The sequence below is a fragment of the Nocardioides sp. R-C-SC26 genome (assembly GCF_021246465.1).
Taxonomy (GTDB): Bacteria; Actinomycetota; Actinomycetes; order Propionibacteriales; family Nocardioidaceae; genus Nocardioides.
This window is the reverse complement of sequence record NZ_JAHRHK010000001.1, coordinates 114,491-128,446: the sequence shown is the minus strand read 5'-3', so window position 1 is coordinate 128,446 and position 13,956 is coordinate 114,491. Positions and strand designations below refer to the sequence as shown.

The following is a 13,956-nucleotide window of genomic DNA, read 5'->3' as shown; positions in this document are numbered from 1 at the left end:
ACGTCCCGGCTCACAACCATCGGCCGGCACCGCGCTATTCCCCGCCTCGGCCAAGCGCCGCTGGGGCGTCAGGAACTCTCCCCCAGGAAGCGCAGCACGCGGACCGCGAAGTGGAAGCGCGACATCGCGCCGTCCACCACGACCAGGAACCCGTCGCCGTCCTGGTAGACGCGTCGACCTTGCGGCATGACGGGGTCCGGCGGATCGAACTCCCACGCCTGCTGCAGGGCGGTGCGCATCGCCTCCTCACGCGTCGCGTGGTCGTGGTCGGTCTCCACGAGCTTCGTCGGCGGCTTGGCGTCACCGCGGTTGGCGTACTCGATGACGATCCGCCACCGCTCCGGGCCGCTCGCGTCCGCCCCGCCGATCGTGCCGTGGGCTCCGGCGGCCCCGGGCGCCGCGTACACCTCGTAGGAGTCGCTCACCATGCCGAGGTTAGAGATTCCCGCGGCGGCGGGTTGATTTTCGCCGGCGCCGTCCAGTTTTCTCGGCCGGCCGAGAAAGCCGGACCTTGGCGGGGGAAGCAACCTCGTCCAAGGTCCGGTTTCTCACGCCAAGCTGCGGGCGACGCGGGCTGCGCGCGTGGATCGGCCGACGTCAGCGCACCGGGTGGCCCGACGCGGCGAGGGCGCCCTTCACGTCACTGATCCGCAGGGTGCCGAAGTGGAAGACGGTCGCGGCCAGGACCGCGTCGGCCCCGGCCTCCACCGCGGGAGCGAAGTGCTCGACGGCACCCGCGCCGCCGGAGGCGATCACCGGGATGCTGACCTCCGAGCGCACCGCACGCAGCAGCTCGAGATCGAAGCCGTCCTGGGTGCCGTCGGCATCCATCGCGTTGAGCAGGATCTCCCCCGCGCCCAGCTCGGCGGCACGCACCGCCCACGCGACGGCGTCGAGACCGGCCGACTGCCGGCCACCGTGGGTCGTCACCTCGAAGCCGGAGTCGGTCGCGCGCTCGGGCGGCGAGCGCCGGGCGTCGACCGAGAGCACCAGCACCTGGTTGCCGAATCGATCGGCGATCTCCGCGACGAGCTCAGGACGTCGGATCGCCGCGGTGTTCACCGCCACCTTGTCCGCGCCCGCGCGCAGCAGCCGGTCGACGTCCTCGACGGAGGAGACTCCCCCGCCGACGGTCAGCGGGATGAACACCTCCTCGGCGGTCCGGGAGACGATCTCCATCGTGGTCGCCCGGCCCTCGTGCGAGGCGGAGATGTCGAGGAAGGTCAGCTCGTCGGCACCCTCGGCGTCGTAGGTGCGCGCGAGCTCGACCGGGTCACCCGCGTCGCGCAGGTCCAGGAAGTTGATGCCCTTGACCACCCGGCCGCCGTCGACGTCCAGGCACGGGATGACGCGGGTGGCGAGACTCACGACGCGGCCTGCGGCAGGGTCAGCGCGAGCGCGTCCTCGAGTGTGAAACGGCCCTCGTAGAGCGCCGTCCCCGCGATCGCACCCTCGACGCCACCGGATCCCTCCGCGGGCACCAGCTCCATCAGCGCCCGGATGTCGTCGAGGGTGGTGACCCCGCCGGAGGCGACGATCGGAGCCGAGGTCGCGGCGGCGACGTCGCGCAGCAGCTGGAGGTTGGGGCCGGCGAGCATGCCGTCCTTGTTCACGTCGGTGACCACGTAGCGGGCACAACCCTCGGCGTCGAGGCGGGCGAGCGTCTCGTAGAGGTCGCCGCCGTCACGTGTCCAGCCACGAGCGGCCAGCGTGCGGCCCCGCACGTCGAGTCCGATCGCGATCCGGTCGCCGTACTCGGCGATCACCTTCGCGCACCACTCGGGCTGCTCGAGAGCAGCGGTACCGATGTTGACCCGACGGCATCCGGTGGCCAGCGCCGCAGCCAGCGACTCGTCGTCGCGGATGCCGCCGCTCATCTCGACCTGGATGTCGAGGGTGCCGACGATCGCGGCCTGCACCTCACGATTGGTGCCACGTCCGAAGGCCGCATCCAGGTCCACCAGGTGCAACCACTCGGCACCGGCGTCCTGCCACCGGAGCGCGGCGGCGACCGGGTCGCCGTACTCACGCTCGGAGCCGGCGACGCCCTGCGTCAGCTGGACGGCGCGGCCCTCGGTGATGTCGACGGCAGGCAGGAGCTCGAGGTAGCGGGTCACGGGGTCACTTCCGATTCATCAGGCCGAGGGCAATGGGGGTGAGCAGGATGCTGAGCAGGACGACGAATGCCGGGGTGGCCCAGTCGTCGGCGGCGAAGAGCACGAGGAGATTGACGGCGAGAACGCCTGCGACCACCATCCGGGTGGCCTGCTGACGACGTGCAGCGAGGGAGCCGGACGGCGCTCCGCGCTGCGAGCCGACCAGGCGCGTGAAAGGCCGCCGTAGGACCCGCCAGCGCTCCTGACGCGCCGAGCGACGGCGAGCGGCGGCGCGTCGCTGCGTCGCCGCCTCCGCCTGCGCGCGCTCGCGCTCGGCGCGTTGCCGGGCGCGTGCACCTTCATTGCTCCCCACGATCGCCGCCTAGAGCGAGCCGACCCAGTTGCGCAGCAACCGGGCACCGGCGTCACCGGACTTCTCGGGGTGGAACTGGGTGGCGCACAGCGGACCGTTCTCGACCGCGGCGACGAACCGGTCCGCAGACGGGCCGGGACCGTGCTCGGACCAGGTGACCAGCGGCTCGGCGGTGCGACCGTTGGTGACCAGGTCCCAGGACCGCACGCCGTAGGAGTGCACGAAGTAGAAGCGCTCGTTCTCGATGCCCTCGAAGAGCATCGATCCGGCGGGCGCCTCGACGGTGTTCCAGCCCATGTGCGGGACGACCGGTGCCTGCAGCCGCTCCACGACGCCGGGCCACTCGTGGCAGCCGGCCGTCTCCACGCCGTGCTCGACCCCCCGCTCGAAGAGGATCTGCATACCCACGCAGATGCCGAGCACGGGCCGGCCGCCGGCGAGACGGCGTCCGATGATCCGGTCGCCCTTGATCGCCCGCAGACCCTGCATGCACGCGGCGTAGGCGCCCACGCCGGGCACGACCAGGCCGTCGGCGGCCAGCGCAGCGTCGAAGTCGCCGGTGAGCTCGACGTCGGCGCCCGCCCGCTCGATGGCGCGCACAGCCGAGCGGAGGTTGCCCGACCCGTAGTCGAGGACGACGACGGTGGGTTTCGAGACGCTCGTTCCTCGCTCCTCAACCACCGGGGCGACGCTCGTTCCTCGCTCCTCAACCACCGGGGCGACGCTCGTTCCTCGCTCCTCAACCACCGGGGCGACGCTCGTTCCTCGCTCCTCAACCACCGGCTACAGCGCGCCCTTCGTGGACGGGATGCCCGTCTCGCGAGGGTCCAGCGCGATGGCGTCGCGGAACGCCCGCGCGAACGCCTTGAACTGCGTCTCCACGATGTGGTGCGGCTCGCGACCGGCGAGCACGCGCACGTGCAGGGCGAGGTGAGCGTGGAAGGCGATCGTCTCGAAGACGTGGCGGGTCAGCGAACCGAGGAACGCGGGGGTGGTTCCTCCCAGCTGCACGTACTGCTGGCCCTCGGGCTCGCCGGTGTGCACGCAGTAGGGACGGCCCGACACGTCGACCACGGCCTGCACGAGCGCCTCGTCGAGCGGCACGGTCGCGTCACCGAAACGACGGATGCCGACCTTGTCGCCCAGCGCCTCGCGCAGCGCCTGGCCGAGCACGATCGCGGTGTCCTCGACGGTGTGGTGGCCGTCGATGTGGGTGTCACCGGTGGTCTTCACCGTGAGGTCGACCAAGGCGTGTCGCGCGAAGGCGGTGAGCATGTGGTCGTAGAAGCCGACCCCGGTCGAGATGTCGTGGCGACCGGTGCCGTCGAGGTCGAGTTCGACCAGGACGGTCGACTCGCTGGTGGTGCGCTCGATGCGGGCGGTGCGGCTCATCGGAGATCTCCTGTCACCTGGGTGAGGGCGGTGCGGAACGCGGTCATCTCCGCCGGCGTCCCGATCGAGACGCGGAGCCAACCGTCGGGACCGACCTCGCGGATCAGTACGCCTCGGTCGAGCAGACCCTGCCAGACCGCATGACGGTCGGCGAATCGGCCGAAGAGGCAGAAGTTGGCGTCGGAGTCGGCGACCTCGAAACCCTGGTCGCGCAGCCAGGCGACCGTGGCGTCGCGCTCGGCGCGCAAGGTGGCGACCTGGCCGAGCAGTTCGTCGGTGTGGCGCAGCGCCGCCACAGCGGTCGCCTGGGTGACGGCCGAGAGGTGGTACGGCAGCCGCACGATCCGGATCGCGTCGCAGATCGCCGGGTCGGCGGCCAGGTACCCCAGGCGGAGCCCCGCAGCGGCGAAGGCCTTGCTCATCGTGCGGGTGACCACCAGATTGCGGTGAGCCGGCAGCAGCTCCAGGGCCGACGGCGTCCCGCCGCGGCGGAACTCTCCGTACGCCTCGTCGACCACGACGAGGCCGCTGTCGCCCACCAGCGCGCAGAGCTCGCCGATCACGGCCGGCGCGAGCGCCGTACCCGTGGGGTTGTTGGGCGAGGGCAGGAAGACGACGCTGGGGCGCTCGGTCGCGACCAGGTCGCGCGCGGCACCCAGATCGAGACCGAAGTCGTCGGCACGCCGTCCTGCCACCCAGCCGGTGTGGGTGTCGCGGGCGTACTCGGGATACATCGAGTAGGTCGGCGCGAAACTGATCGCCGTGCGGCCCGGGCCCCCGAATGCCTGCAGCAGCTGGAGCATCACCTCGTTGGACCCGTTGGCCGCCCAGACCTGGGCCGGCGTGATGGTGTGGCCGTCCGGGCCGGTGTCAGCGGTGAGGTAGGAAGCCAACCCCGCACGCAGCTCCTCGTGCTCGCGGTCGGGGTACCGGTTCAGGCCCAGCGCCGCCTCGCGAACCGAGTTGGCGATGTCGTCGGCGCACGCCGCCGACGGGCCGTACGGGTTCTCGTTGGTGTTGAGGCACACCGGGACGTCGAGCTGGGGGGCGCCGTACGGCTCGAGGCCGCGCAACTCCTCCCGCAGGGGTGGGAACGTCACCGTGCGACCTCTGCGGCGGCGATCGTCGTGTCGAGGCTCATGCCTGGAAACGAACCTTCACCGCGGCGCCGTGACCGGGGAGGTCCTCGGCCTCGGCGAGCGCGACGACGTGGTCGGCGACGGCGGCCAGACCCTCGCGGCTGTAGTCGATGACATGCACGGACTTCAGGAACGCGCGCACCGAGAGCCCCGAGGAGTGACAGGCGCAACCGGCGGTAGGCAGCACGTGGTTGGAGCCGGCGCAGTAGTCGCCGAGCGAGACCGGGGAGTATCGACCGACGAAGATCGCGCCCGCGTTCGTCACGCGCGCTGCCCACGCGCCGGCGTCCTCGGTGTGGATCTCCAGGTGCTCCGCGGCGTAGGCGTCGACGACGGCGAGGCCCTGCTCGAGATCGTCGACGAACACGATGCCCGACTGCGGTCCGCTCAGCGAGGTGCGGATGCGCTCGACGTGCTTGGTCGCGGAGACCTGCTTGTCGAGCTCGGCCTCGACCTCGTCGGCCAGCCGCTGCGACGTCGTCACCAGCACGGAGGCGGCGAGGGGATCGTGCTCGGCCTGGCTGATGAGGTCGGCGGCCACGTACGAGGCATCTGCGGTGTCGTCGGCGAGGATCGCGATCTCGGTCGGACCCGCCTCGGAGTCGATGCCGATCTGCCCCTTGAGCAGACGCTTGGCCGTCACGACGTAGATGTTGCCCGGGCCGGTGACGAGGTCGACCTTCGCGCACGGGCCGGTGCCGTAGGCGAACATCGCGATCGCCTGGGCTCCCCCGACGGCATAGACCTCCTCGACGCCGAGCAGCGCGCAGGCGGCCAGGATGCTGGGGTGCGGCAGTCCTCCGAACTCGCGCTGCGGCGGGCTCGCGAGAGCGATCGCGCCGACCCCCGCCGTCTGGGCGGGGACGACGTTCATCAGCACGCTGCTGACCAGGGGCGCCAGGCCACCGGGAACGTAGAGGCCGACCCGGTTGACGGGCACCTTGCGGTGCGTCACCCGCGCACCGGGGCCGAGATCGGTGACGGCGTCGCTCTCGAGCTCGTTGGCACACGTGAGACGCAGCCGTCGGATCGACTCGTCGAGGCCTGCGCGGATCGCCGGATCCAGATCGACCAGGGCCTGCTGCATCACCGCGGCCGGGACCCGCAGCTCGTCGTTCGCCGTACCGCCGTCGAAGCGCTGGTTGAACTCCAAGATCGCCTCGACGCCCCGCGTGCGCACGGCCTCGCAGATCTCATGCACCGCCGGGACCGCGGCTTCGACGTCGAAGTCGGCACGGGGCACGGCTGCGCGGTAGTCGGCCTCCGGGCCGGCTCCGCGCAGGTCGATGCGACGAATCATGAGACCGATTCTACGAACGGCGTCGACCGGATTCGGACCGGTGAGTCCTGCGTGGACGCCGGACCCGATTCGGCGGCACGACTACGGTTGGGCTCGTGGCCGCGACGATGCCGATGTTCCCGCTCAACGCGGTGATCTATCCGGGCGTGAGCGTGCCGCTCCACGTGTTCGAGGATCGCTACCGGGCGTTGGTGCATCACCTGCTGCGCGTGGAGGATCCGATCGACCGGGTCTTCGGCTCGGTCGCGATCCGTGAGGGCTACGAAGTCGGCGAACACGGCACCCAGTCGCTCTTCCGGATCGGCTGTCGCGTGCGGATGACGCAGGTGCAGGCGCATCCCGACGGCACGTTCGACCTGGTCGCCGTGGGGTTGGACCGCATCCGACTGGACCGGCTCGAGACCGGGAGCCAGTTCCCGGTGGGCCACGTCGAGCTCATCGACGACGATCGTGCGCGTCGGCCCAGACCCGTGGCCGAGTCGGTGACCGAACTCGCCCGGGCGACGTTCGGCGCCTACCGGTTCGCGCTCTCGGAGCTGCGCAGCGATCCGTTCTCCGGCCCGCTCCCGCGCGACGCGGAGTTCTTGTCCTGGACGCTCGCGGCCTGCGCGCCGCTGCCGCTCTCGGACCGGCAGGCGCTCTTGGAGACCGAGGACGCCGCCGAACGGCTGATCATGGTGACCGACCTGCTGCGCTCGGAACTGCGCGCGATGAACGTGATCGCCTCGCTGCCCGCCACGGACGTCGCTCGGACGCGCTGGTCACCCAACTGAGAGATCGCACGGATAGGGGCTGTCGTGGTGGGCGTCGTCCCGGTGCGTGCATGAGCGCCGAGGAGGGAGCCGTGCCGGAGGCACGGCTCCCTCTGCAGTTGGTGCTCAGGTGCGTGCGGGGGCGGCGACCAGCCGACATCTGCCCTATCTGTGAGATCTCTCGGCCCGGACCCTTGAGGCTGAGACCCTGACGCCATGGCGAGGAGACAGCCCGGTGGGACGCCGGCGATGCTGGCGCTGACCCGCGCCGGCGCACCGTTCGTCGTCCGGGAGTACGACCACGACCCGCGCGCGGCGTCCTTCGGACTGGAGGCGGCGCAGGCCCTCGACGTCGCCCCGGACCGCGTGTTCAAGACTCTGCTCGCCGACGTCGACGGCGGGCTGGCCGTCGCCGTCGTGCCCGTCGACCGACAGCTCGACCTCAAGGCTCTCGCCCGCAGTCTCGGCGCGCGCAGGGCCTCGATGGCGGCGCCGGCCGACGCCGAGCGCTCGACCGGCTACGTCGTCGGCGGGATCTCGCCGCTGGGCCAGAAGCGGACGCTTCCGACGGTCGTCGATGCCACGGCGCTCGGCTTCGAGACCGTGCTGGTCTCGGGGGGACGTCGCGGCCTGGACCTCGAGCTCAGCCCGCAGGACCTCGTCGCACTCACCAGCGCCACCACCGCGGACATCGCGCGCTGACCCGGCCGCATCTGCGGACGGGTCAGCGGCGCTGAGTCAGGCGGGTGCGGGGGTCACAGCGACGTGGGCGACGTCGTCCTCGGCCCACGAGGTGATCCCGAGGGCCTCGAGCGCGTCGACGTCCTCGGCGACGTCGCCCTCGCTCTCGACCAGCTTGACCAGCCAGTCGTCGACGGAGAAGTCGACGAACACCACGCTGCTGGCCCGATCGGAGTCCGGGACGACGGCGCGGTAGGTGTCGGTGCGACCGAGCGTGCCCTTCTCGAGCAACGTCTCGCGGTAGCCGTCGAAGCCCACGACCACGACGTCGTCGTCGGCGACGTAGCCGAAGTCGGAACCCAGCTCAGCAGCGACATCGGGGCGATCCAGGAGCTCGTCGAGCAGCGGGGTGATCTCCTCGGCGTCGCCCGTGATCCGGACGGCGAGCGGGAGGTCGCCACTCGACTCGCCAACGAAGAGGTCGACGATCTCGTCCGGGCTGCCGATGGAGACCGCGACCGACGACCCGAGCAAGGTCTCGACATCGCTCGGGACGGAGAGGCCCGTGAGGGCCTCGAACTCACCGATGAGGTCGTCACCGAACACGTCGTCGACCTGGCCGAGCACGGTGTCGAGCCAGCCATCCGCGAAGCCGACGCCCACAGCGAGCGCCGTTCCCTCGGGAAGCTCCTCGACGGCTTTCCCGCCGGCGTCGTTGTCGGGCAGCTGCGGGAGCGCGCCCTGCGTGCCGCTCGCGAACTCCAGTGACACCCCGTCGCCGTCGAAGCGCAGCGACATGGCCGCGCCGCCGAAGTCCGCCAACGTCTCCCGCATCATGTCCTCGGTCTCATCGACCTGTGCCTGCATATCGCTCTCGAAGGCAGCCCACTCCTCGTCGCAGGAGGCCGGACCGTCGTCGCCTGGCTCGCTCGGCAGCCCGGAGTCGTCGAAGAACGAGCAGTCGGGCGTATCGCTCCACATCGCGGCCGTACCCAGCCCACCGAACATGTCGGCGAAGAGACGTCCGGCTGCGGGTGCGGCGTAGCCGGTGATGAACCCGGGGTCGCCGACCTCGTCGGTCCATCGCCGGAAGTCGTCGTCGTCGGCGAGGCTGTTCGACTCGGCCCGGGCCGCCACGTCCTCGGCGATCTCCTCGGTCTCGGCGATGAGCGCCCACTCGGCGGTGACCGCGAACCCGCCAACGCCGTCGGCACTGGAGGAGCTCATGCCGGTGAGGTCGCCGACGTCGGTGCCCGCACAGTCGCGCAGCGCCTCCAGCCCGGTCACTGCGGCATCGCGGTCGCTCACCTGGACCACGAGGACCGGGGCGACCTCGTCGTCCACCTCGACCGCGGCGACCGCGAATCGGTCACCGAGCCACGGCTCGATGTCGTCGGCGTAGTCCAGGTCGGGGCAGGCGCCCTCGCCCTGGGCCTCGTCGAAGATCACCCGTCGGACGTCGTCGCGGCTCTCGATGTCGAGCTCCTCGGCGAGGCTGGGGAACTTCCGGAGGGTGTCGAGCGCGGCCAGCTTCTGCTTGCCGCTCGGGTCGAGATCGATCGAGAGGTAGCCGAGCGTGGAGGCGGGAAGCGCTTCGGCCGGCTGGGGGCCGGTGCCGAAGTACGCCGACCACGCGAGCCACCCGCCCACCCCGATCCCCGCTGCGCCGATGACGACACCCGCCGCGATCACGAGCCCGCGACGACGCCGCGGCGCCCCGGCCGGCGGGGGCAGAGGCGGCGGAGTCCACGGAGGTGGAGGCATGGACGGCGGCGGCGCGGAGGGCGGCGGGCCCATCGGCGGAGGGGGCGGCGGCGGAGGGTGCTGATCCGACATGGACTGCCTCCTACCCGAGTCGGTCGGGCTCAACCGTGGGCGATCCTCCGTCCGGCGAGGCGTGGTCTCCGTCGACGTCACGCCGCTCGCCGAGCGCGGCGTTCGCGATCTCGACGCGTCGCCACTCGGCCACGCCTGCGGACGCACCGGCGGTCAGCACGTAGGTCACGCCGAGTCCGAGAAGCGCCCCGAGCGGCCAGGCCACGAACGGGCTGTGCCCGGTGATCGTCGCCTGACCTGGCAACGACGTGCCGTCCGCTGCCGTGGCCGCCAGCCGCACCGGGTCAGGCGGGCTCAGCTGCATCCCGACCCGGTAGCTCAGCCAGGCCGCGACCACGCTGCCGACCATGACCCCGGCGAGGACGCCGAGCTCGGAGCGGCGGAAGATCGAGCCCACGAGGACGGCCAGGACCGCGCCGCCGGCCAGACCGACGACGGCGTACCAGCCGGTCGCACCGAACACGCGTCCGATCGAGACGTAGCTGTCGTAGAGCCACCGCCCGTCGACGACCTCGCCCGTGGGCGGCGTCCACAGCGTCTCCCAGAGCCAGCCTCCTGCTGCGCCCGCCACGGCGAAGACCGCCGCGACGATGGCGGCCCGCCCGACGGCATGACGCACCGGGTGTCGAGCGCAACCCGGCGGCAACGCCTCCGAAGCGTCGGAGTTCACGTCGTGGGGAGCCTGGCCGTGGTGGGCCGGGCCGGTGGTCGATGAGCTCACCCGGTCAAGCATCCCGGGCCGAGCAACTGCTTGAGATCGGCGAAGAGCGCCGGCGTCGCCGTGACGCGCAGGCGGTCGTCCAGTCGCAGCACCTTGGTCGACTCACGCGAGAGCAACCTCAGATGGACGTCGGTCATCCCAGGGTGGGTGGCCAGCACGTCCTTGAGCTGCTCCACGACCGGCGGCGTGCAGCGAGTGGAGGCGAGGTTGATGATGACCGGCCCGGACGGCCCCGTGCCGCCCGCGCTCAGGTCGGGCACCGAGACCTCTTGGCCGCGAAGCTCGGGCTGCTCTTTGTCGCGCGAGAGCTGCCCCTTGATCCGCACGATGGCGTCCTGCTGCAGATGTGGTGCGGCCAGCTGGTAGGAACTCGGGAAGAGCAACACCTCGATGGCGCCGTCCAGATCCTCCAGCGTCACCGTCGCCCACGCGTCACCACGCTTGGTGATCTTGCGCTGCACCGAGGTGATCAGGCCGCTGACGGTCAACGTCGTGCCGTGCGATCGCTCCTCGTCGACCAGCAGCTGCCCGATGGTGCAGTCGGTGCCCTGGCTCAGCACGTGCTCCAGACCGAGCAACGGGTGATCGGAGACGTAGAGACCCAACATGTCGCGCTCGTGGCCGAGGAGGGTCATCTTGTCCCACTCCTCGATGTCGGGGACAACGACGCTCACGCCGAAGCCGGCGTCCTCGCCGATGTCGTCGAGCCCGGCGAACAGGGAGTCCTGGCCGATGGACTCGTTCTTCTTGATGTCGACGTACTGGTCGACGGCCTGCTCGTGCACGGCGACCAGCGCTCGGCGCCGATGCTTCATGTCGTCGAAGGCGCCCGCCTTGATCAGCGAGTCGATGACGCGCTTGTTGCACGCTGGGAGCGGCACCTTCGCCATGAAGTCGTTGAAGTCGACGAACCGGCCCTCACCCTCGCGCGCCGCGACGATGTGGTCGACGACGTTCGCTCCGACGTTGCGGATCGCGGTGAGACCGAAGCGGACGTCGGTTCCGACCGGGGTGAAGTCGTGCGCCGACTCGTTGACGTCGGGCGGCAGCACCTGGATCTTCATCCGACGGCACTCGTTGAGATAGACGGCGAGCTTGTCGCGGTCGTCCTTGGCCGAGGTCAGCAGCGCCGCCATGTACTCGGCCGGGTAGTTGGCCTTGAGGTAGGCCGTCCAGTACGTGATCACGCCGTAGGCGGCCGAGTGCGACTTGTTGAAGGCGTAGTCGGAGAACGGGAGCAGGATCTCCCACAGCGTGTCGATCGCTTCCTGCGGGAACTGCCGCTCGAGCATGCCGTCGCGGAAACCGGCGTACTGCTTGTCGAGCTCCTCCTTCTTCTTCTTGCCCATCGCGCGGCGCAGGTTGTCGGCCGCGCCGAGGGTGAAGCCGGCGAGCACCTGCGCGATCGCCATCACCTGCTCCTGATAGACGATCAGGCCGTAGGTCTCCCCCAGCACGGGCTCGAGCGCCTCGGCGAGCGCGGGGTGGATCGGCTCGATCGGCTCGCGACCGTTCTTGCGGCGGGCGTACTTGTTGTGCGAGTCCGCACCCATGGGTCCGGGGCGATACAACGCGCTCACGGCGGTGATGTCGGCGAACTGGTCGGGACGCATCGAGCGGAGCAGGGCACGCATGCCCGACCCATCGAGCTGGAACACGCCGAGGGTGTCGCCGCGTCCCATCAGCTCGTAGGTGGCCCGATCGTCGAACGGCACCTCCTCCAGCACGACCTTCTCGCCCCGGTTGGCCTCGATGTTCACCAGCGCGTCTTCGAGGATGTGCAGGTTGGAGAGTCCGAGGAAGTCCATCTTGACCAGCCCGAGCGACTCGCACATCGGATAGTCGAACTGCGTGATGATGGCGCCGTCCTGGGGGCGGGCCATGATCGGCACGATGTCGATCAGCGGTTCGCTGGACATGATCACGCCGGCGGCGTGCACGCCCCAGTTGCGGATCTGGCCCTCCAGCCCCAGCGCCGTCTGGTAGATCGTGCGGACGTCGTGCTCGGCCTCGTAGAGGGCACGGAACTCGCCGCCGTCGGAATAGCGCTTGTGCTCGGGGTTGAAGATCTCCTTCAGCGGCACGCCCTTGCCCATGACGTCGGGCGGCATGGCCTTGGTGATCCGGTCGGAGATCGCGAAGCCGTGGTCGAGCACGCGGGCGGCGTCCTTGATGGCCGCCTTGGACTTGAGCCGGCCGAACGTCGCGATCTGCGCGACGCGCTCGGTGCCGTACTTCTCCGTGACGTACTTGATCACCTCACCGCGGCGAGCGTCGTCGAAGTCGATGTCGAAGTCGGGCATCGAGGGGCGCTCGGGGTTGAGGAACCGCTCGAAGAAGAGCCCATGCTCCAGCGGGCACAGGTCGGTGATGCTCAGCGCGTAGGCGGCGATGGAGCCCGCACCGGACCCACGACCGGGGCCGACGCGGATGCCGTTGCGCTTGGACCACTGGATGAAGTCGGCGACCACGAGGTAGTAACCGCAGTAGCCCTTCTGCGAGATGATCCCGAGTTCCATCTCGACACGGTCCTTGACCTCCTGGGTCAACCGCTCACCGGGATAGCGCTCCTCGATCCCGCGCCAGACCTCCTTGCGGAACCAGGACTCCTCGGTCTCGCTGTCGGGTACGTCGGCACGCGCCATGTAGCCGCCGGTGGACTCGGTGAACTCGACGTTGCACCGCTCGGCGATCGCGAGGGTGTTGTCGCAACCGTCGGGGAACTCCGACCAGAGCTGGCGCATCTCCTCCGCGGACTTGATGTAGTAGCCGCCACCGTCGAACTTCAGGCGGTTGGTGTCGGCCAGCCGCTTGCCCGAGGCGACGCAGATCAAGGCATCCTGGCCGTCGGCGTCCTCGGGATTGGTGTAGTGGGTGTCGTTGGTGACGATCGTGGGGAGACCGAGGGTCCGGGCGATCTTGACCAGGTCATCGCGGGTGGCCCGCTCGGCCGCGATGCCGTGGTCCATCAGCTCGAGGTAGAAGTTGTCCTTGCCGAAGATGTCCTGAAACTCACCGGCCGCGCGAAGTGCCTCGTCGTACTGACCCAGCGTCAGTCGGGTCTGGATCTCCCCCGACAGGCAGCCGGTGCTGGCGATGATGCCCGTGGAGTAGCGCTGGAGCAGCTCGCGGTCCATGCGAGGCTTGTAGTAGTAGCCCTCCATGCTCGCCAGGCTCGCGAGACGGAAGAGGTTGTGCATCCCCTCGGTCGTCTCGGCCCACATGGTCATGTGGGTGTAGGCACCGCCGCCGGCGACGTCCTTGCCACCCTCCTCAGCCGAGTCGCCCTTCCCCCACCGGACCCGCTTGCGCTCGCTGCGCGGTGTGCCGGGCGTCAGGTAGGCCTCGATGCCGATGATCGGCTTGACCCCGTGACGCTTGGCCTTGCTGTAGAAGTCGAAGGCGCCGTGCAGGTTGCCGTGGTCGGTCATCGCGATCGCCGGCATGCCGAGTTCGGCGGTCCGGGTGAACAGCCCGTCGAGGAGCGAGGCGCCGTCGAGCATCGAGTACTCGGTGTGGACGTGCAGGTGCACGAAGTTGTCGTGGCTGCCGGACGACATCGGGTGGGGTCTTCTCCTCGGAGGCGAGCGGATGGATCCGGGGAAGGAGATCCGTGAAGGACGTCAGCCTACGCGAGCGCGGAGGCCGACACGCGGAGGACACGGC

General features: G+C 70.2%; 13 protein-coding genes. 2 read left to right on the top strand and 11 right to left on the bottom strand.

All coding sequences use genetic code 11. The features are described 5' to 3' along the window. Window positions 1-68 precede the first annotated feature (68 nt). The 8 genes from KSO97_RS00615 to hisD form a co-directional block, all read right to left on the bottom strand. Window positions 69-425 (bottom strand): hypothetical protein, encoded by a 357-nt coding sequence (locus tag KSO97_RS00615; protein ID WP_232675847.1) that lies wholly within the window; start codon window positions 423-425, stop codon window positions 69-71. A 172-nt stretch (window positions 426-597) separates the two neighbouring features. Beyond that, entirely contained in the window at window positions 598-1,368 is a 771-nt protein-coding gene (hisF, locus tag KSO97_RS00610) for an imidazole glycerol phosphate synthase subunit HisF (RefSeq protein WP_232675846.1), read from the bottom strand. Further along, window positions 1,365-2,117 (bottom strand): bifunctional 1-(5-phosphoribosyl)-5-((5-phosphoribosylamino)methylideneamino)imidazole-4-carboxamide isomerase/phosphoribosylanthranilate isomerase PriA, encoded by a 753-nt coding sequence (gene priA, locus KSO97_RS00605; protein WP_232675845.1) that lies wholly within the window; start codon window positions 2,115-2,117, stop codon window positions 1,365-1,367. Before priA ends, hisF begins: the two co-directional genes overlap by 4 nt. A gap of 4 nt (window positions 2,118-2,121) precedes the next feature. After that, window positions 2,122-2,469 carry a hypothetical protein gene (locus tag KSO97_RS00600; protein WP_232675844.1) on the bottom strand — a complete coding sequence of 116 codons (348 nt, stop codon included), beginning with the start codon at window positions 2,467-2,469 and terminating at the stop codon, window positions 2,122-2,124. A 9-nt stretch (window positions 2,470-2,478) separates the two neighbouring features. Further along, window positions 2,479-3,150: an imidazole glycerol phosphate synthase subunit HisH gene (gene hisH / locus KSO97_RS00595; protein WP_232675843.1), complete on the bottom strand. Its 672-nt coding sequence runs from the start codon at window positions 3,148-3,150 to the stop codon at window positions 2,479-2,481. Between the two features lie 102 nt (window positions 3,151-3,252). Then, window positions 3,253-3,861, bottom strand: a complete 609-nt coding sequence (gene hisB, locus KSO97_RS00590) for an imidazoleglycerol-phosphate dehydratase HisB (protein ID WP_232675842.1) — start codon at window positions 3,859-3,861, stop codon at window positions 3,253-3,255. Beyond that, window positions 3,858-4,961, bottom strand: coding sequence for a histidinol-phosphate transaminase (locus KSO97_RS00585; RefSeq protein ID WP_232675841.1), 1,104 nt, complete (start codon window positions 4,959-4,961; stop codon window positions 3,858-3,860). The genes hisB and KSO97_RS00585 overlap by 4 nt, the downstream gene beginning before the upstream one ends. Window positions 4,962-4,998: 37 nt before the next feature. Next, window positions 4,999-6,300 (bottom strand): histidinol dehydrogenase, encoded by a 1,302-nt coding sequence (gene hisD / locus KSO97_RS00580; RefSeq protein ID WP_232675840.1) that lies wholly within the window; start codon window positions 6,298-6,300, stop codon window positions 4,999-5,001. A 95-nt stretch (window positions 6,301-6,395) separates the two neighbouring features. On the opposite strand from hisD, the gene KSO97_RS00575 reads away from it, so the two are divergent. Further along, window positions 6,396-7,073 carry an LON peptidase substrate-binding domain-containing protein gene (locus tag KSO97_RS00575; RefSeq protein WP_232675838.1) on the top strand — a complete coding sequence of 226 codons (678 nt, stop codon included), beginning with the start codon at window positions 6,396-6,398 and terminating at the stop codon, window positions 7,071-7,073. Window positions 7,074-7,268: 195 nt separating this feature from the next. Further along, window positions 7,269-7,754, top strand: a complete 486-nt coding sequence (gene ybaK / locus KSO97_RS00570; protein ID WP_232675837.1) for a Cys-tRNA(Pro) deacylase — start codon at window positions 7,269-7,271, stop codon at window positions 7,752-7,754. A 36-nt stretch (window positions 7,755-7,790) separates the two neighbouring features. Here the strand turns inward: ybaK and KSO97_RS00565 are convergent, their stop codons facing one another. The 3 genes from KSO97_RS00565 to dnaE form a co-directional block, all read right to left on the bottom strand. Further along, window positions 7,791-9,425, bottom strand: a complete 1,635-nt coding sequence (locus KSO97_RS00565) for a DUF3352 domain-containing protein (protein WP_232675836.1) — start codon at window positions 9,423-9,425, stop codon at window positions 7,791-7,793. Window positions 9,426-9,579: 154 nt separating this feature from the next. Then, entirely contained in the window at window positions 9,580-10,290 is a 711-nt protein-coding gene (locus tag KSO97_RS00560) for a hypothetical protein (RefSeq protein WP_232675835.1), read from the bottom strand. Continuing rightward, on the bottom strand, window positions 10,287-13,850 hold the full coding sequence (gene dnaE / locus KSO97_RS00555) for a DNA polymerase III subunit alpha (protein WP_232675834.1): 3,564 nt from the start codon (window positions 13,848-13,850) through the stop codon (window positions 10,287-10,289). The genes KSO97_RS00560 and dnaE overlap by 4 nt, the downstream gene beginning before the upstream one ends. Window positions 13,851-13,956: the final 106 nt, after the last annotated feature.